Genomic DNA, 16,255 nt, shown 5'->3' on the forward strand with positions numbered 1-16,255 from the left:
GTTACACTCGCAGAACATTTTCTTGATAGGCAGACATTGAGATGGTTGAGGATTCACAAGAAACGACGCACTTTGGCTTCCAGACTGTAGCCAAATCGCAGAAAGAGGACATGGTGGCGCATGTATTCCATTCTGTTGCCGCTAAGTATGATGTCATGAACGACCTGATGTCGTTTGGTATCCATCGCTTGTGGAAGCGCTTCACCATTGACTGTAGCGGCGTTCGTCGCGGGCAAAAAGTGCTGGATTTAGCCGGCGGTACCGGCGACCTGACGGCGAAATTCTCCCGTCTGGTAGGCGAAACCGGCAGCGTCGTACTGGCTGATATCAATGAATCAATGCTCAAAATGGGCCGCGAAAAGCTGCGTAATATCGGCGTGGTCGGGAACGTGGAATACGTTCAGGCAAACGCAGAAGCGCTGCCCTTCCCGGACAACACCTTTGACTGCATCACCATCTCTTTTGGCCTGCGTAACGTCACCGATAAAGAAAAAGCGCTGCGCTCGATGTACCGCGTGCTGAAGCCGGGCGGACGTCTGCTGGTTCTGGAATTCTCCAAACCCATTCTCGATCCGCTGAGCAAAGCCTACGACGCCTACTCATTCCACGTGCTGCCGCGTGTGGGAGAGATGGTCGCAAAAGACGGTGAAAGCTACCGCTATCTGGCGGAATCGATCCGTATGCACCCCGATCAGGACACCCTGAAAGCGATGATGCAGGATGCCGGTTTTGACAGCGTGGATTACTACAATCTGACGGCGGGTATCGTCGCGCTGCATCGCGGTTATAAGTTCTGACAGGAGTTCGCCATGCCTTTTCAACCTTTAGTTACCGCGGGCATTGAAAGTGCGCTTAATACCTTTTTATGGCGTGAGCGCGCGTTAAAACCAGCCCGTCAGCGTCTGCTGGGCAAGGTGCTGCGCGTTGAGCTGAAAGAGTTCACTTCACCGCTGGTGCTGGCCTTTAGCGAGCAGCAGATTGACGTGCTGGGCGCGTGGGAAGGCGAGGCGGACTGCACGGTAAGTACCCGCCTTGGCGTGTTGCCGCAGTTACGCAACCGTCAGCAGTTAACCACCCTGATTCGTTCGGGCGACCTCGAAGTGCAGGGCGACCTGCAGGTGGTGCAAAACTTTGTCGCGCTGGCGGATTTGGCGGAATTCGATCCTGCTGAACTGTTGGCGCCGTATACCGGCGATATCGCGGCGGAAGGCGTCAGTAAAGTGCTGCGCGGCGGCGCGAAATTCCTGCAACGCCGGCTGCAACGTCAGCAGCGTTATGTGTCTGAAGTCATTACCGAAGAGTGGCGCATGGCGCCCGGCTCGTTGGAAGTGGCCTGGTTTGCCGAAGAGAGCGACGCCGTTGCGCGCGCCGTTGAGGCATTAACCAAACGGCTGGAAAAACTGGAGGGGAAATGACGCCAGGGGAAATTCGGCGCCTGTATTTTATCATCCACACCTTTTTGAGTTACGGGCTTGATGAGCTCATTCCCAAAATGCGCATCACCCTGCCGCTTCGATTCGGGCGGCGGATGCTGTTCTGGATGACAAATCGCCACAAAGACCTGCCGTTAGGCGAGCGTTTACGCCTTGCCTTGCAGGAGCTCGGCCCGGTCTGGATTAAATTCGGCCAGATGCTTTCTACCCGGCGCGATCTCTTTCCGCTTCAAATCGCCGATCAGCTAGCCATGTTGCAGGACCGCGTTGCGCCGTTTGACGGCAAACTTGCACAGCAGCAAATCGAAAAATCGATGGGTGATATTCCCGTCGAAAGCTGGTTCGACGATTTCAGCGTTGAGCCGCTGGCGTCCGCTTCTATCGCCCAGGTGCACACGGCGCGTCTGAAAGAAAACGGCAAAGAGGTGGTCATCAAGGTTATCCGCCCGGATATTCTGCCGATTATCAAAGCGGACATGAAACTGATTTACCGTCTCGCTCGTTGGGTGCCGCGTTTGCTGCCCGATGGCCGCCGTCTGCGTCCGCAGGAAGTGGTGCGCGAGTATGAAAAAACGCTGCTTGATGAGCTGAATTTACTGCGCGAAGCCGCCAACGCTATCCAGCTGCGCCGCAATTTCGAAGACAGCCCGATGCTCTACGTCCCGGAAGTCTATTCCGACTATTGTCGTGAAGATATGCTGGTGATGGAGCGCATTTATGGCATTCCGGTGTCAGATATTGAGACTCTGGAAAAGCAGAATACCAACATGAAACTGCTTGCCGAACGCGGCGTGCAGGTGTTCTTCACTCAGGTTTTCCGCGATAGCTTCTTCCATGCCGACATGCACCCCGGCAATATTTTTGTCAGCTATGAACATCCGGAAGATCCGAAGTATATCGGCATCGACTGCGGGATTGTCGGCTCGTTGAACAAAGAAGATAAGCGCTATCTGGCTGAAAACTTTATCGCTTTCTTTAATCGCGACTACCGCAAAGTGGCAGAGCTGCACGTGGATTCTGGCTGGGTGCCGCCGGACACCAACGTCGAAGAGTTTGAATTTGCGATTCGCACAGTGTGTGAACCCATCTTCGAGAAGCCGCTGGCGGAGATCTCTTTCGGCCATGTTCTGCTGAATCTGTTTAATACTGCGCGCCGCTTTAATATGGAAGTTCAGCCGCAGCTTGTTTTACTTCAGAAAACACTACTTTACGTTGAGGGGGTAGGCCGCCAGCTCTATCCTCAGTTAGACTTATGGAAGACAGCGAAACCTTTCCTTGAGTCATGGATTAAAGATCAGGTTGGCCTTCCGGCGCTGGTGCGTGCGTTTAAAGAAAAAGCGCCGTTCTGGATCGAAAAAATGCCGGAAATGCCGGAACTGATTTACGACAGTTTGCGCCAGGGCAAAAGTCTCCAGCGAAGCCTTGATAAAATCGCCCACGACATGGAGTCCGGTCATACCCGACGGGGGCAATCCCGTTATCTGTTCGGTGTGGGTGCCGTATTCATGCTTAGCGGAACCCTGTTGTTGATTACTCGTCCGGACCTCGGATTACAGCCTGCCTGGCTTATGGGCGCTGGTGTCCTGTCCTGGGTAGCTGGCTGGTTTAAAGGTCGCTGATTTTTGCATCATTCAGACGAAGGCGTGTAAGCTACACGTCAGTGAATTCACTATCATCTGACACAGAGGAACATGTATGGGTGGTATCAGTATTTGGCAGTTGTTGATTGTCGTCGTTATCGTGGTTCTGCTTTTCGGGACGAAAAAGCTGAGCTCACTGGGATCTGACCTGGGTGCGTCTATCAAGGGCTTTAAAAAAGCCATGGGTGATGAAGACGACAAAGACAAACAGGAAAAGAAAGAGACATCCGCTGAAGACGCCGATTTCCCTGCGAAATCATTGTCTGAAAAGCAGGATGACGCCAGCAAAGACGACGCAAAACGCCACGATAAAGAGCAGGTGTAATTCGTGTTCGACATTGGTTTTAGCGAACTGATTCTGGTATTCGTGATTGGCCTGATTGTTCTCGGGCCAAAACGTCTGCCGGTGGCAGTAAAAACGGTGGCAGGCTGGATCCGGGCGATTCGCTCGCTGGCAACCACCGTACAAAACGAACTGGCCCAGGAGCTTAAACTCCAGGAGTTTCAGGACAGCCTGAAGAAGGTAGAGAAAGCGAGTCTGGGCAATCTCTCGCCGGAGCTGAAGGAATCCATGGACGAGTTGCGCGACGCGGCAGAATCCATGAAACGTTCCTACACCCAGCACGATCCTGAGCGCACCAGCGACGAAGCCAATACCATCCATAATCCGGTGGTGAAAGGCAGCGAAGCACAGCGCGAAGGCGTCACGCCGGTTACGCCAGATCATCAGGCCAGTGCTGAAGCGCAAGCGCCTGCCTTTTCTGCTGAAACCCTCGATCAAGCCCCGGAAACTGTTGTTTCTGAGGAGAAGATGAAAGCGCCGGTGGCTGCTGCCGTACCGGCTTCTGAATCATCCCCTGCAACCAGCGATAAACCGTAAACATGGGCGTAGAACAGACTCAACCGCTGATCACACATTTGATTGAGCTGCGTAAGCGCCTCATCAACTGCATCATCGCGGTATTCGTGATTTTCCTGGCGTTGGTCTATTTCGCCAACGACATATACCATCTGGTGGCCTCGCCGCTGATCAAGCAAATGCCTGCCGGTGCAACAATGATTGCCACCGATGTGGCGTCGCCATTCTTCACGCCGATCAAGCTGACCTTTATGGTCTCGGTGATTCTGTCGGCGCCGGTTATCCTCTATCAGGTGTGGGCTTTCGTTGCCCCAGCGCTCTATAAACACGAGCGTCGTCTGGTGGTGCCGCTGCTGGTGTCCAGCACGCTGCTGTTTTATGTCGGCATGGCCTTCGCCTACTTTGTGGTGTTCCCGCTGGCGTTTGGCTTCCTGACACATACTGCGCCGATCGGCGTACAGGTCTCGACGGATATTCGCAGCTACCTCGATTTTGTCATGGCGCTGTTTATGGCCTTTGGCGTGTCGTTTGAAGTCCCGGTGGCCATCGTTCTGTTGTGCTGGGTTGGCGTTACCACGCCGGATGACCTGCGCAAAAAGCGTCCGTACGTCCTGGTCGCGGCTTTCGTTATTGGTATGCTGCTGACGCCGCCGGACGTGTTCTCGCAAACGCTGCTCGCCATTCCGATGTACTGCCTGTTCGAAGTGGGGGTCTTCTTCGCCCGTTTCTACACGGGTAAGCGAATGTCGCGTGACGAGGATGCCGCAGCGGAAGAAGACGTTGCCGAGAAAGAAGAGTAATCAGCCGCCCGAAAGGGCGGTTCTTATTTGGGAGTCACCATGTTTGATATTGGCGTTAACCTCACCAGTTCTCAGTTTTCCCGCGATCGTGATGAGGTGGTATCCCGCGCGTTTTCCACCGGCCTTCACGGGATGCTGATTACCGGCACCAATCTGGAAGAAAGCACAGCCGCACAGCAGATGGCGCAACGCTATGCGCGCTGCTGGTCTACTGCAGGCGTTCATCCGCACGATAGCAGCCACTGGACAGCGGACGTGGCCGATGCCATCCGTCGTCTGGCGCAGCAGCCGGAAGTGGTTGCGGTGGGGGAATGCGGGCTCGATTTTAACCGCAATTTCTCAACGCCGCAGGAGCAGGAAACCGCGTTTAGTGCGCAACTGGCGCTGGCCGCTGAACTGAATATGCCGGTGTTTCTGCACTGTCGTGATGCCCACGAACGCTTTATCACCTTGCTCAAACCGTGGCTCGATAAGCTGCCGGGGGCTGTGTTGCACTGTTTTACTGGCACTCGGGAAGAGCTTGATGAATGCCTCGCACACGGGCTATATATCGGCATTACGGGCTGGGTATGCGATGAACGTCGCGGGCTGGAGCTGCGTGAGCTTTTGCCGTTTATCCCGGGGGATCGTTTACTGGTTGAAACCGACGCGCCGTGGCTGCTGCCGCGTGATTTGTCGCCGAAGCCGTCATCGCGTCGCAACGAACCTGCGCATTTGCCTCACATTCTGGAACGCATCGCACATTGGCGTGGCGAAGATGCACAGGCGCTTTCAGATGCCACCGATCGCAACGTAAAAGCGCTGTTTGGGATAGCGTTTTGAATTCAGATTTTGCGGAAGTCGGTGTTTTTCACGCTCTGTAAAACTTGCTTGTTCAGCAGGTTGAGGAGCAGCATGGAACGGGCTTCGCCGTCGGGCTCGGTGAAAATCGCTTCCAGCCCTTCGAAAGCCCCTTCGGTTATCACCACGCCGTCACCCGAATAGGGCGTGTCCGGATCGGTAATCCCTTCCGGCGTGTGAATGGAAAGCTGGTGAATCACATCGGAAGGCACCATGGCGGGCTGCGCACCAAAGCGTACGAAGTGGCTGACGCCGCGCGTCGCGTTAATGGTTGTGGTGTGAATGACTTCCGGGTCAAACTCGACGAACAGGTAGTTTGGAAACAGGGGTTCATCCACGGTTGTGCGTTTCCCGCGTACGATTTTTTCCAACGCAATAGTGGGCATCAGGCAGTTGACCGCCTGGCGTTCAAGATGTTCCTGGGCACGCTGAAGTTGCCCACGTTTGCAGTACAGTAAATACCAGGCTTGCATAATGACTCTTCTCGACATTCTCAGGAAAGCATATCAAAAGCCAGGCGCGATAGCGAAAGGGATTGTTGCCTCTTATGTGGGCCAGAACTTCACGCTAATTTAACAAAATTACAGCATCCAGCGGCTGAACGCCGTATAATGAGGCGCTTACAAAGAGGCCATGACTGACCCCATGAAATACCACGATTTGCGCGACTTTTTGACACAGCTGGAACAACAGGGCGAGCTTAAACGCATCTCCCTGCCGGTCGATCCCTTCCTTGAAATGACCGAGATTGCCGATCGCACTTTGCGTGCGGGTGGCCCGGCGTTGCTGTTCGAAAATCCTAAGGGACACGATATGCCCGTGCTGTGCAACCTGTTCGGTACGCCTAAGCGCGTGGCGATGGGCATGGGGCAGGAAGACGTGACCGCATTGCGTGAAGTGGGGAAATTGCTGGCGTTCCTGAAAGAGCCGGAGCCACCAAAAGGCTTCCGCGATCTGTACGACAAGCTGCCGCAGTTTAAGCAAGTGCTGAACATGCCGACCAAACGTCTGCGCGGTGCGCCTTGCCAGCAAAAAGTGACCCAGGGCAATGACGTCGATTTAAACCGAATTCCTGTCATGACCTGCTGGCCGGAAGATGCTGCGCCGCTGATCACCTGGGGTTTAACCGTGACTCGCGGGCCGCACAAAGAGCGGCAGAATCTCGGGATTTATCGTCAGCAGCTGATCGGCAAAAACAAACTTATCATGCGCTGGCTTTCCCATCGCGGCGGCGCTCTGGATTTTCAGGAGTGGTGCGCGGCGCATCCGGGTGAACGTTTCCCGGTTTCCGTGGCGCTCGGTGCCGATCCGGCGACGATTTTGGCCGCCGTTACGCCAGTGCCGGATACCCTATCTGAATACGCTTTTGCAGGACTGCTGCGCGGCACCAAAACCGAAGTGGTGAAGTGCCTGTCGAACGACCTTGAAGTCCCGGCGAGTGCGGAAATCGTGCTGGAAGGGTATATCGAGGCGGGTGAAATGGCGCCAGAAGGTCCGTATGGCGATCACACCGGTTACTACAATGAAGTCGACAGCTTCCCGGTGTTTACCGTAACCCACGTGACCCAGCGCGAAGATGCGATTTATCATTCGACCTACACCGGCCGTCCGCCAGATGAACCGGCGGTGCTGGGCGTGGCGCTGAATGAAGTGTTCGTGCCCATTTTGCAAAAGCAGTTCCCGGAAATCGTCGACTTCTATCTGCCGCCGGAAGGGTGTTCTTATCGCCTGGCCGTCGTGACGATGAAAAAACAGTATGCCGGACACGCCAAGCGCGTGATGATGGGCGTGTGGTCATTCCTGCGCCAGTTTATGTACACCAAATTTGTGATTGTCTGCGATGACGACGTTAACGCCCGTGACTGGAACGACGTTATCTGGGCTATCACCACGCGTATGGACCCGGCCCGTGATACGGTGCTGGTCGAAAATACGCCGATTGATTATCTGGACTTCGCCTCACCGGTTTCCGGTTTAGGTTCGAAAATGGGGCTGGATGCCACGAACAAATGGCCCGGTGAAACCCAACGCGAGTGGGGACGTCCGATTAAAAAAGATCCTGAAGTGACGGCGCGAATTGACGCTATTTGGGATGAGTTGGCCATCTTTAATGACGGTAAAAGCGCCTGACGCGCGCCGTTAGACATTAAAAAAAGTATGCAGACCCAGAGGGAGCGCATGACAACCTTAAGCTGTAAAGTCACTTCGGTAGATGCCATTACCGACACGGTATACCGCGTTCGTTTAGAACCGGAAGCGGCCTTTTCCTTCCGCGCGGGCCAGTATCTGATGGTGGTAATGGACGAGCGTGATAAGCGTCCGTTCTCGATGGCGTCTACGCCTGCCGAGCAGAACAGTATTGAGCTGCATATCGGCGCGTCCGAGCTGAATCTGTACGCGATGGCAGTAATGGACCGAATTCTCAAAGAGCGTGAGGTTGTGGTTGATATTCCTCATGGTGAAGCGTGGCTGCGCGAAGATGATCAGCGTCCGCTGGTGCTGATCGCCGGTGGGACCGGCTTCTCCTATGTGCGTTCTATTTTACTGACCGCGCTGGCGCAGAACCCGAATCGTGACATCGCGATTTACTGGGGCGGACGTGAAGAGAAGCATCTGTATGACTTGTCCGAGCTGGAAGCGCTGACAGTGACGCACCCGAATCTGCGCGTTGAGCCAGTGGTGGAGCAGCCGGAAGAGGGCTGGCGTGGTCGTTCAGGTACCGTTCTGACGGCGGTATTGCAGGATTACGGCACGTTGGTAGAGCATGACATTTACATTGCCGGTCGTTTCGAGATGGCGAAAATCGCCCGTGACCTGTTCTGTAATGAGCGTGGTGCCCGTGAAGATCGCCTCTTCGGCGATGCGTTTTCGTTTATCTAAAAAACCCGCCCCTGACAGGCGGGAAAAACGGCAACGCTATAGGCCGGGGCATTGCCCCGGCTTTTGTTTGTCAGACCCGCTCAATCACCGTCGCAATTCCCTGACCCAGACCGATACACATCGTTGCCAGACCAAACTGGACGTCTTTGCGTTCCATCAGGTTCAAAAGGGTGGTGGTGATGCGCGCGCCTGAACAACCTAACGGGTGACCAAGGGCGATCGCGCCGCCGTTGAGGTTGATCTTCTCGTCAATCTGTTCCATCAGCCCCAGATCTTTAATGCACGGCAGGATCTGCGCGGCGAACGCTTCATTCATTTCAAACAGGTCGATATCGCTGGCCGACAGTCCGGCTTTTTTCAGCGCCAGTTTAGACGCCGGAACCGGGCCATAACCCATGATCGACGGATCGCAGCCGACAACGGCCATTGAACGGACGCGGGCGCGTGCTTTCAGCCCCAGTTCGCGGGCGCGGCTTTCGCTCATGACCAGCATTGCCGCGGCACCATCGGACAACGCCGAGGAGGTGCCCGCGGTTACCGTGCCAGTCACCGGATCGAATGCCGGGCGCAGAGCGGCCAGCGCTTCAACGGTGGTTTCCGGGCGGATCACTTCGTCCCAGGTAAATTGCTTCAGCACGCCATCGGCATCGTGACCGCCGGTTGGGATGATTTCATTTTTAAACGCACCGGACTGAGTCGCTGCCCAGGCACGAGCGTGGGAACGCGCGGCAAACGCATCCTGCATTTCACGGCTGATGCCATGAATGCGAGACAGCATTTCTGCGGTCAGACCCATCATGCCTGCGGCTTTCGCTACGCTGCGGCCCATCCCGGGATGGAAATCAACGCCGTGGCTCATTGGCACGTGGCCCATGTGTTCCACGCCGCCGACCAGGCATGCCTGCGCATCGCCGGTCATGATCATGCGCGCTGCATCATGCAACGCCTGCATGGATGAACCGCAAAGACGGTTCACAGTGACCGCCGGAACGCTATGCGGAATTTCTGCCAGCAGCGACGCGTTGCGGGCAATGTTGAAACCCTGCTCCAGCGTTTGCTGCACACAGCCCCAGTAAATATCGTCGAGCGCGGCAGGATCCAGTGCCGGATTGCGGGCCAGCAGACTACGCATCAGATGGGCGGAGAGATCTTCCGCCCGCACGTTACGGAATGCGCCGCCTTTTGAACGACCCATCGGGGTGCGAATTGCATCGACAATGACAACCTGTTCCATTGTGACTCCTTAAGCCGTTTTCAGCTCACCCACCGGACGGGCAGGCTCAACCGATGGATAATATGCTTCGTTGTGACGTGCTTTGCTGCGCAGACCATCCGGCACATCATATAGTGGGCCGAGATGCTGATACTGCTGCGCCATGTCGACGTACTTCGCACTGCCGAGTGTATCCAGCCAGCGGAATGCACCGCCGTGGAACGGAGGGAAGCCAAGGCCGTAAACCAGTGCCATATCGGCTTCTGCCGGGCTTGCGATAATGCCTTCTTCAAGGCAGCGCACCACTTCATTGACCATTGGGATCATCATGCGGGCGATAATCTCGTCATCGCTGAAGTCACGTTTCGCCTGACTGACGTCTGCCAGCAGCGCTTCAACCGCCGGGTCTTCTTCTTTTTTCGGCTTACCTTTGCTGTCTTCTTTATAACGCCAGAAACCGAGGCCATTTTTCTGGCCGTAGCGGCTGGCATCAAACAGGGCATCAATGGCGTCCCGGTAATCTTTTTGCATACGCTGTGGGAAACCGGCTGCCATCACCGCCTGAGCGTGATGTGCGGTATCAATACCGACCACGTCCAGCAGATACGCCGGACCCATTGGCCAGCCGAATATTTTTTCCATCACTTTGTCGACTTTGTGGAAGTCGGCGCCGTCACGCAGTAGCTGGCTGAAACCGGCGAAGTAAGGGAACAGTACGCGGTTCACGAAGAAGCCTGGGCAGTCGTTGACCACGATAGGCGTTTTGCCCATTTTGCTCGCCCAGGCGACCACTTTTGCAATCGTCTCGTCGGACGTTTGCTCGCCGCGGATAACTTCAACCAGTGGCATACGGTGGACCGGGTTAAAGAAGTGCATTCCGCAGAAGTTTTGCGGACGCTTCAGGACGCTGGCCAGTTCACTGATAGGAATCGTCGAGGTGTTTGACGCCAGCACCGCATCAGGCCGAACGTGCTCTTCGGTTTCTGCCAGCACCGCTTTTTTCACTTTCGGGTTTTCTACGACCGCTTCAACCACGACGTCGACGCGTTCAAAACCGGCGTAATCGAGCGTCGGGTGAATAGTAGAAATCACGTTCGCCAGTTTCAGACCGTTGATTTTTCCGCGCTCCAGCTGTTTATTCAGCAGCTTGGCGGCTTCGTTCATCCCGAGGGTCAATGATTTGTCATTGATATCCTTCATGATAACCGGCACGCCTTTCCAGGCGGACTGGTAAGCAATGCCGCCACCCATGATCCCGGCGCCGAGTACGGCGGCCTGTTTTGGAGTATCGACGTTTTTGGTCAGTTTCTTCGCCTGACCTTTTACAAACTGATCGTTCAGGAAAATCCCGACCAGCGCACGGGCCTCATTCGAATGGGCGAGTGGTACAAAGCTCTGATTTTCAAGCACCAGCGCCTGATCACGCCCTAAGCGTGCCGCGGCTTCAATGGTTTTGACGGCGGTGATCGGTGCCGGATAGTGTTTGCCCGCCGTTTGCATCACCATGCCTTTGGCGATAGTGAAGCTCATGGTGGCTTCAATTTTACTGAGTTTCAGCGGGTCGAGCTTCGGCTGGCGTTTAGCTTTCCAGTCTAAGTCGCCACTGATAGCCTGACGCAGAATCGCAATTGCCCCTTCGCGCAGTTTTTCTGGCTTCACGATGCCATCAACCAGACCGAGCTTGAGCGCTTCTTCTGCGCCGACATCTTTCCCGGCGGCAATAATTTCCAGGGCGCTATCGGCCCCGAGCAAACGCGGCAAACGAACGGAACCGCCGAAGCCCGGCATGATGCCGAGTTTGGTTTCTGGCAAGCCGATACGCAGGTCAGGTGTTGCCAGACGATAGTCGGTCGCCAGGACGCATTCGCAGCCGCCGCCCAGCGCGTAACCGTTCACCGCGGAAAGGGTCGGTACCGGCAAATCTTCCAGACGGCAAAAGACGCTGTTGGCGAAAGTCAGCCACTGGCTGAGCTGTTCCTGCGGAACCTGGAACAGTGACAGGAATTCGGTGATGTCCGCGCCGACAATAAAAGCGGCTTTTTCAGAGCGCAGCAGCAGGCCTTTGAGATCAGGCTGTTTTTCGAGGACGTCCAGCGCCTGGCCGAGGCTGGCTACGGTTGCGGTATCAAGCTTATTGACCGAGCCGGGGGCATCGAACACCAGTTCGGCAATGCCATTTTCCAGCCAGTCGAGGTACAGGGTGTCGCCTTTGTAGAGCATGTCAGTCTCCTGAATCCAGTACGGTTACTGGTCTTACCAGATGAAACGGAGTGTGGATTTTATGTTAATAAAATGCAAATTACTCTTTAAGAAAATGACGTCTGGATCACGCTTGGCAGAAATCGCGCAGGGTGAAACCGATGTGCTAAGATGCGGGGAATTAGGGTCAAAAAGACAGAAGGGTAAAACATGGAATCACTGGCCACACTCTATAAAAATCATATTGCTACGTTGCAGGAACGCACTCGCGACGTACTGGACCGCTTTAAGCTCGATGCGCTGTTGATTCATTCCGGCGAACTGTTCAATGTCTTCCTCGACGATCATCCATACCCGTTCAAAGTAAACCCACAGTTTAAGGCCTGGGTGCCTGTCACGCAGGTGCCAAACTGCTGGCTGCTGGTGGACGGCGTCAATAAACCGAAGCTGTGGTTCTATCTGCCGGTGGATTACTGGCACAACGTTGAACCGCTGCCAACCTCTTTCTGGACCGAAGATGTAGACGTGATTGCGCTACCAAAAGCCGACGGTATCGGCAGCCAGCTGCCAGCGGCGCGTAGCAACATCGCCTACATTGGCCCGGTGGCTGAACGTGCGCTGGGACTTGATATCAAGGCTGACAATATTAACCCGAAAGGGGTGATTGATTACCTGCACTACTACCGTTCTTATAAAACCGATTATGAACTTTCCTGCATGCGCGAAGCGCAGAAAATGGCGGTGAATGGTCATCAGGCGGCGCAGGAAGCGTTCCTGTCCGGCATGAGCGAGTTCGATATTAACCTCGCGTACCTGACCGCCACCGGTCATCGTGATACCGATGTGCCTTACAGCAATATTGTGGCGCTGAATGAACATGCGTCGGTGCTGCACTACACCAAGCTGGACCACCGCGCGCCGTCTGAAATGCGCAGCTTCCTGCTTGATGCAGGCGCTGAGTACAACGGCTATGCCGCCGACCTGACCCGCACCTGGGCCGGAAATCCAGATACCGAATTTGCGCAGCTGATTAAAGACGTTACCGCCGAACAGCTGGCGCTGATCGATACCCTGAAAGCGGGCGTGAGCTACGTGGACTACCATATCCAGTTCCATCAGCGCATCGCGAAGCTGCTGCGTAAGCATCAGCTGGTGAACGACATCAGCGAAGAGGCGATGGTGGAAAATGACCTGACCGGGCCGTTTATGCCGCACGGTCTCGGCCACCCGCTGGGTCTGCAGGTTCATGACGTCGCCGGCTTTATGCAGGATGATAAAGGCACGCACCTTGCCGCGCCGTCGAAATATCCATACCTGCGCTGCACCCGTATTCTGCAGCCGCGCATGGTATTGACCATCGAGCCGGGCATCTATTTCATCGAATCGCTGCTGGCGCCGTGGCGTGAAGGGCAGTACAGCAAGCACTTCAACTGGCAGAAAATTGAGGCCATGAAGCCGTTCGGGGGCGTTCGTATCGAAGATAACGTGGTCATCCACGAGAACAGCCTCGAAAACATGACCCGAGATCTGAAGCTGGCCTGATGGACAGTTGGCTGATCCCGGCGTCTCCGGTAAGCGTGGTCGACGAGATCAAAAAGAGCCGCTTCATTACGTTACTCGCGCATACCGATGGCGTGGAAACGGCGAAGGCGTTTGTCGAATCGGTCAGAGCGGAACACCCGGATGCCCGTCACCACTGCGTGGCGTGGGTCGCCGGGGCGCCTGACGATTCGCAAAAGCTCGGTTTTTCCGACGACGGTGAACCGGCGGGCACGGCGGGCAAGCCGATGCTCGCACAGCTGATGGGCAGCGGCGTGGGCGAAATCACCGCCGTGGTGGTTCGCTATTACGGCGGGATCTTGCTGGGCACGGGTGGCCTGGTGAAAGCCTACGGCGGTGGTGTGCATCAGGCGCTGGCTGAACTGACAACGCAGCGCAAGACGCCGTTGACCGAATATACTTTGCAGTGTGAGTACGGACAGCTGTCGGGCGTTGAAAGCCTGTTGGCACAATTCTCCGGTAAAATCGTCGACAGTGATTATCAAGCCGTGGTGCATCTTCGGGTGGCGCTTCCGCAGGCTGAACTGCCGAACTTTTCGATAAGACTGGCTGATTTTAGCCGTGGTGCGTTGCAATTACGCCGGATTGGCGAATAATCCCGGTCTACTTTTTGCTTATCAAAGGAAGCGGCAGAGATGCATTTTCGTGCCATTACCCGAATCGTTGGACTGCTGGTCATACTTTTTTCGGGAACGATGATTGTTCCAGGACTGGTGGCGTTGATATACCGGGACGGGGCGGGGCGAGCATTCACGCAGACCTTTTTTGTGGCGCTGGCCATTGGATCAATGCTCTGGTGGCCAAACCGTAAGCAAAAGGGTGAGCTGAAATCACGCGAAGGCTTTTTGATTGTGGTGCTGTTCTGGACCGTGCTGGGTAGCGTGGGTGCGCTGCCGTTTATCTTCTCGGAACAGCCGAATCTGACCATCACGGATGCATTCTTTGAATCGTTCTCCGGACTGACCACGACTGGCGCGACCACGCTGGTGGGCCTGGATTCACTTCCTCATGCCATCCTCTTTTATCGCCAGATGCTGCAGTGGTTTGGCGGGATGGGGATAATTGTACTCGCGGTGGCTATCCTGCCAATTCTGGGCGTTGGTGGGATGCAGCTCTATCGGGCTGAAATGCCGGGGCCGCTGAAAGACAATAAGATGCGGCCACGCATTGCCGAAACGGCGAAAACCCTGTGGCTCATTTATGTATTACTGACGGTGGCCTGTGCGCTGGCGCTCTGGTTCGCCGGAATGCCGGCCTTTGATGCCATCGGACACAGCTTCTCGACAATTGCGATTGGTGGCTTTTCAACACATGACGCCAGCGTTGGCTATTTCAACAGCCCGACCATCAACACCATTATTGCCATCTTCTTGCTTATCTCAGGCTGTAACTACGGCCTGCACTTCTCTTTATTAAGCGGTCGCAATCTGAAGGTGTACTGGCGTGACCCGGAATTCCGCATGTTCATTGGTGTGCAGTTGACGCTGGTGGTCATCTGTACGCTGGTGTTGATGCTTCACGATGTGTATACCTCGGCGCTAACGACGCTCAACCAGGCTTTTTTCCAGGTGGTATCGATGGCGACCACTGCGGGCTTCACCACGGACAGCATTGCGCGCTGGCCACTTTTCCTGCCTGTGCTGCTGCTCTGTTCTGCATTTATTGGCGGCTGTGCGGGTTCGACCGGTGGTGGTCTGAAGGTTATCCGTATCCTGCTGCTGTTCAAGCAGGGGAACCGTGAGCTAAAACGTCTGGTGCATCCTAATGCGGTTTACAGCATCAAGCTGGGTAACCGTGCGCTACCGGAACGTATTCTTGAAGCGGTGTGGGGGTTCTTCTCCGCTTATGCGCTGGTATTCATTGTTAGCATGTTGGCCATCATTGCGACCGGCGTGGATGACTTCTCGGCTTTTGCTTCTGTGGTGGCGACGCTGAATAACCTCGGTCCGGGCCTCGGCGTGGTGGCGGATAACTTTGCCAGTATGAATCCGGTCGCGAAATGGATCCTGATCGCCAACATGCTGTTTGGTCGTCTGGAAGTCTTTACTCTGTTGGTGTTGTTCACACCGACTTTCTGGCGCGAATAACAGGAGCGTTTGTGAAAATTTTGATTCTCTTTTCTACTCGGGATGGGCAAACGCGTGAGATTGCCGCGTCATTAGCCTCTGAACTGAAAGAGCAGGCTTTCGATGTCGATGTCGTTAACCTGCACCGGGCAGAGACTGTTGCATGGGAAGAGTATGACGGGGTGGTGATTGGAGCCTCGATTCGTTACGGCCATTTCCACTCGACGCTGGATAGCTTTGTGAAAAAGCACCAGCAGGCACTAAAGCAGCTGCCGAGTGCGTTCTATTCCGTAAACCTGGTGGCGCGTAAGCCAGAGAAGCGTACCCCGCAGACCAACAGCTATACTCGCAAGTTCTTGTTGGACTCGCCGTGGCAGCCTGGCCTCAGCGCAGTCTTCGCCGGTGCGTTGCGTTATCCGCGTTATAGCTGGTATGACCGCATAATGATCCGCCTGATTATGAAGATGACGGGCGGAGAAACGGATACCAGTAAAGAAGTGGTGTACACCGATTGGCAGCAGGTTGCCCATTTCGCCCACGAAATCGCACAACTTGTGCGCAAATAGAACGTAAAAACGGCGCAAAGCCTGGATTTTGAGCAGTCGGAAATTTTTTTCAAATTTATACTTGCCGTCTCGTCAGAACTCCCTATAATGCGCCTCCACTGACACGGAACAACGGCACGCTAGCCGCCGGGTCAGAAGGGTTTCTCAGGAAATCCTGACAGAGAAAAGCGAAAATAATTGCTTGACTCTGAATGAGGAA

At 55.1% G+C, this 16,255-nt stretch carries 16 protein-coding genes; 13 read left to right on the plus strand and 3 right to left on the minus strand.

All coding sequences use genetic code 11. The features are described 5' to 3' along the window. Positions 1–41 precede the first annotated feature (41 nt). From ubiE to tatD, 7 genes are all read left to right on the plus strand, one after another. On the plus strand, positions 42–797 hold the full coding sequence (gene ubiE / locus MUU51_RS01315) for a bifunctional demethylmenaquinone methyltransferase/2-methoxy-6-polyprenyl-1,4-benzoquinol methylase UbiE (RefSeq protein ID WP_159776764.1): 756 nt from the start codon (positions 42–44) through the stop codon (positions 795–797). 12 nt (positions 798–809) lie between these two features. Next, positions 810–1,415, plus strand: coding sequence for a ubiquinone biosynthesis protein UbiJ (gene ubiJ, locus MUU51_RS01320; RefSeq protein ID WP_258966934.1), 606 nt, complete (start codon positions 810–812; stop codon positions 1,413–1,415). Continuing rightward, on the plus strand, positions 1,412–3,052 hold the full coding sequence (ubiB, locus tag MUU51_RS01325) for a ubiquinone biosynthesis regulatory protein kinase UbiB (protein WP_258966935.1): 1,641 nt from the start codon (positions 1,412–1,414) through the stop codon (positions 3,050–3,052). Before ubiJ ends, ubiB begins: the two co-directional genes overlap by 4 nt. 76 nt (positions 3,053–3,128) lie before the next feature. Further along, on the plus strand, positions 3,129–3,398 hold the full coding sequence (tatA, locus tag MUU51_RS01330; RefSeq protein ID WP_159776767.1) for a Sec-independent protein translocase subunit TatA: 270 nt from the start codon (positions 3,129–3,131) through the stop codon (positions 3,396–3,398). Positions 3,399–3,401: 3 nt separating this feature from the next. Then, positions 3,402–3,953 carry a Sec-independent protein translocase protein TatB gene (gene tatB / locus MUU51_RS01335; RefSeq protein WP_258966936.1) on the plus strand — a complete coding sequence of 184 codons (552 nt, stop codon included), beginning with the start codon at positions 3,402–3,404 and terminating at the stop codon, positions 3,951–3,953. Positions 3,954–3,955: 2 nt separating this feature from the next. Next, positions 3,956–4,732, plus strand: a complete 777-nt coding sequence (tatC, locus tag MUU51_RS01340; RefSeq protein ID WP_159776768.1) for a Sec-independent protein translocase subunit TatC — start codon at positions 3,956–3,958, stop codon at positions 4,730–4,732. A gap of 39 nt (positions 4,733–4,771) precedes the next feature. Beyond that, complete coding sequence (gene tatD, locus MUU51_RS01345) at positions 4,772–5,554, plus strand: 3'-5' ssDNA/RNA exonuclease TatD (protein ID WP_159776769.1); 783 nt, start codon at positions 4,772–4,774, stop codon at positions 5,552–5,554. Positions 5,555–5,556: 2 nt separating this feature from the next. Here tatD and rfaH read toward each other — a convergent pair whose 3' ends face one another. After that, entirely contained in the window at positions 5,557–6,045 is a 489-nt protein-coding gene (gene rfaH, locus MUU51_RS01350; RefSeq protein ID WP_110512086.1) for a transcription/translation regulatory transformer protein RfaH, read from the minus strand. Positions 6,046–6,205: 160 nt separating this feature from the next. Between rfaH and ubiD the strand changes: the two genes are divergently transcribed. Then, positions 6,206–7,702 (plus strand): 4-hydroxy-3-polyprenylbenzoate decarboxylase, encoded by a 1,497-nt coding sequence (gene ubiD, locus MUU51_RS01355; protein WP_374684780.1) that lies wholly within the window; start codon positions 6,206–6,208, stop codon positions 7,700–7,702. 48 nt (positions 7,703–7,750) lie between these two features. Continuing rightward, entirely contained in the window at positions 7,751–8,452 is a 702-nt protein-coding gene (gene fre / locus MUU51_RS01360; RefSeq protein WP_258966937.1) for an NAD(P)H-flavin reductase, read from the plus strand. A 70-nt stretch (positions 8,453–8,522) separates the two neighbouring features. Here the strand turns inward: fre and fadA are convergent, their stop codons facing one another. Beyond that, positions 8,523–9,686 (minus strand): acetyl-CoA C-acyltransferase FadA, encoded by a 1,164-nt coding sequence (gene fadA / locus MUU51_RS01365; protein WP_159776771.1) that lies wholly within the window; start codon positions 9,684–9,686, stop codon positions 8,523–8,525. A gap of 9 nt (positions 9,687–9,695) precedes the next feature. After that, positions 9,696–11,885, minus strand: a complete 2,190-nt coding sequence (gene fadB, locus MUU51_RS01370; protein ID WP_159776772.1) for a fatty acid oxidation complex subunit alpha FadB — start codon at positions 11,883–11,885, stop codon at positions 9,696–9,698. Between the two features lie 189 nt (positions 11,886–12,074). Here fadB and pepQ point away from each other — a divergent pair, with 189 nt between their 5' ends. From pepQ to hemG, 4 genes are read left to right on the plus strand one after another with little or no spacing between them, the layout of a single operon-like run. Next, the gene (gene pepQ / locus MUU51_RS01375) at positions 12,075–13,406 is read left to right on the plus strand and encodes a Xaa-Pro dipeptidase (protein ID WP_258966938.1); all 1,332 of its coding nucleotides are present in this window, start codon (positions 12,075–12,077) and stop codon (positions 13,404–13,406) included. Beyond that, positions 13,406–14,020, plus strand: a complete 615-nt coding sequence (locus MUU51_RS01380) for an IMPACT family protein (protein ID WP_258966939.1) — start codon at positions 13,406–13,408, stop codon at positions 14,018–14,020. The genes pepQ and MUU51_RS01380 overlap by 1 nt, the downstream gene beginning before the upstream one ends. 39 nt (positions 14,021–14,059) lie before the next feature. Next, positions 14,060–15,511 carry a Trk system potassium transporter TrkH gene (trkH, locus tag MUU51_RS01385; RefSeq protein ID WP_159776774.1) on the plus strand — a complete coding sequence of 484 codons (1,452 nt, stop codon included), beginning with the start codon at positions 14,060–14,062 and terminating at the stop codon, positions 15,509–15,511. 11 nt (positions 15,512–15,522) lie between these two features. Then, positions 15,523–16,056 carry a menaquinone-dependent protoporphyrinogen IX dehydrogenase gene (hemG, locus tag MUU51_RS01390; protein WP_159776775.1) on the plus strand — a complete coding sequence of 178 codons (534 nt, stop codon included), beginning with the start codon at positions 15,523–15,525 and terminating at the stop codon, positions 16,054–16,056. The last annotated feature ends 199 nt before the right edge of the window (positions 16,057–16,255 follow it).

The organism is Scandinavium manionii, from assembly GCF_024764775.1.
In the GTDB taxonomy this organism is placed as follows: Bacteria; Pseudomonadota; Gammaproteobacteria; order Enterobacterales; family Enterobacteriaceae; genus Scandinavium; species Scandinavium manionii.

Excerpts from the sequence above, each read along its gene's own strand:
- ubiE (WP_159776764.1), top strand. The coding sequence starts at position 42 with ATGGTTGAGGATTCACAAGAAACGACGCACTTTGGCTTCCAGACTGTA.
- ubiJ (WP_258966934.1), top strand. The coding sequence starts at position 810 with ATGCCTTTTCAACCTTTAGTTACCGCGGGCATTGAAAGTGCGCTTAAT.
- ubiB (WP_258966935.1), top strand. The coding sequence starts at position 1,412 with ATGACGCCAGGGGAAATTCGGCGCCTGTATTTTATCATCCACACCTTT.
- tatA (WP_159776767.1), top strand. The coding sequence starts at position 3,129 with ATGGGTGGTATCAGTATTTGGCAGTTGTTGATTGTCGTCGTTATCGTG.
- tatC (WP_159776768.1), top strand. The coding sequence starts at position 3,956 with ATGGGCGTAGAACAGACTCAACCGCTGATCACACATTTGATTGAGCTG.
- tatD (WP_159776769.1), top strand. The coding sequence starts at position 4,772 with ATGTTTGATATTGGCGTTAACCTCACCAGTTCTCAGTTTTCCCGCGAT.
- rfaH (WP_110512086.1), bottom strand. The coding sequence starts at position 6,045 with ATGCAAGCCTGGTATTTACTGTACTGCAAACGTGGGCAACTTCAGCGT.
- ubiD (WP_374684780.1), top strand. The coding sequence starts at position 6,206 with ATGACTGACCCCATGAAATACCACGATTTGCGCGACTTTTTGACACAG.
- fre (WP_258966937.1), top strand. The coding sequence starts at position 7,751 with ATGACAACCTTAAGCTGTAAAGTCACTTCGGTAGATGCCATTACCGAC.
- fadA (WP_159776771.1), bottom strand. The coding sequence starts at position 9,686 with ATGGAACAGGTTGTCATTGTCGATGCAATTCGCACCCCGATGGGTCGT.
- fadB (WP_159776772.1), bottom strand. The coding sequence starts at position 11,885 with ATGCTCTACAAAGGCGACACCCTGTACCTCGACTGGCTGGAAAATGGC.
- pepQ (WP_258966938.1), top strand. The coding sequence starts at position 12,075 with ATGGAATCACTGGCCACACTCTATAAAAATCATATTGCTACGTTGCAG.
- MUU51_RS01380 (WP_258966939.1), top strand. The coding sequence starts at position 13,406 with ATGGACAGTTGGCTGATCCCGGCGTCTCCGGTAAGCGTGGTCGACGAG.
- trkH (WP_159776774.1), top strand. The coding sequence starts at position 14,060 with ATGCATTTTCGTGCCATTACCCGAATCGTTGGACTGCTGGTCATACTT.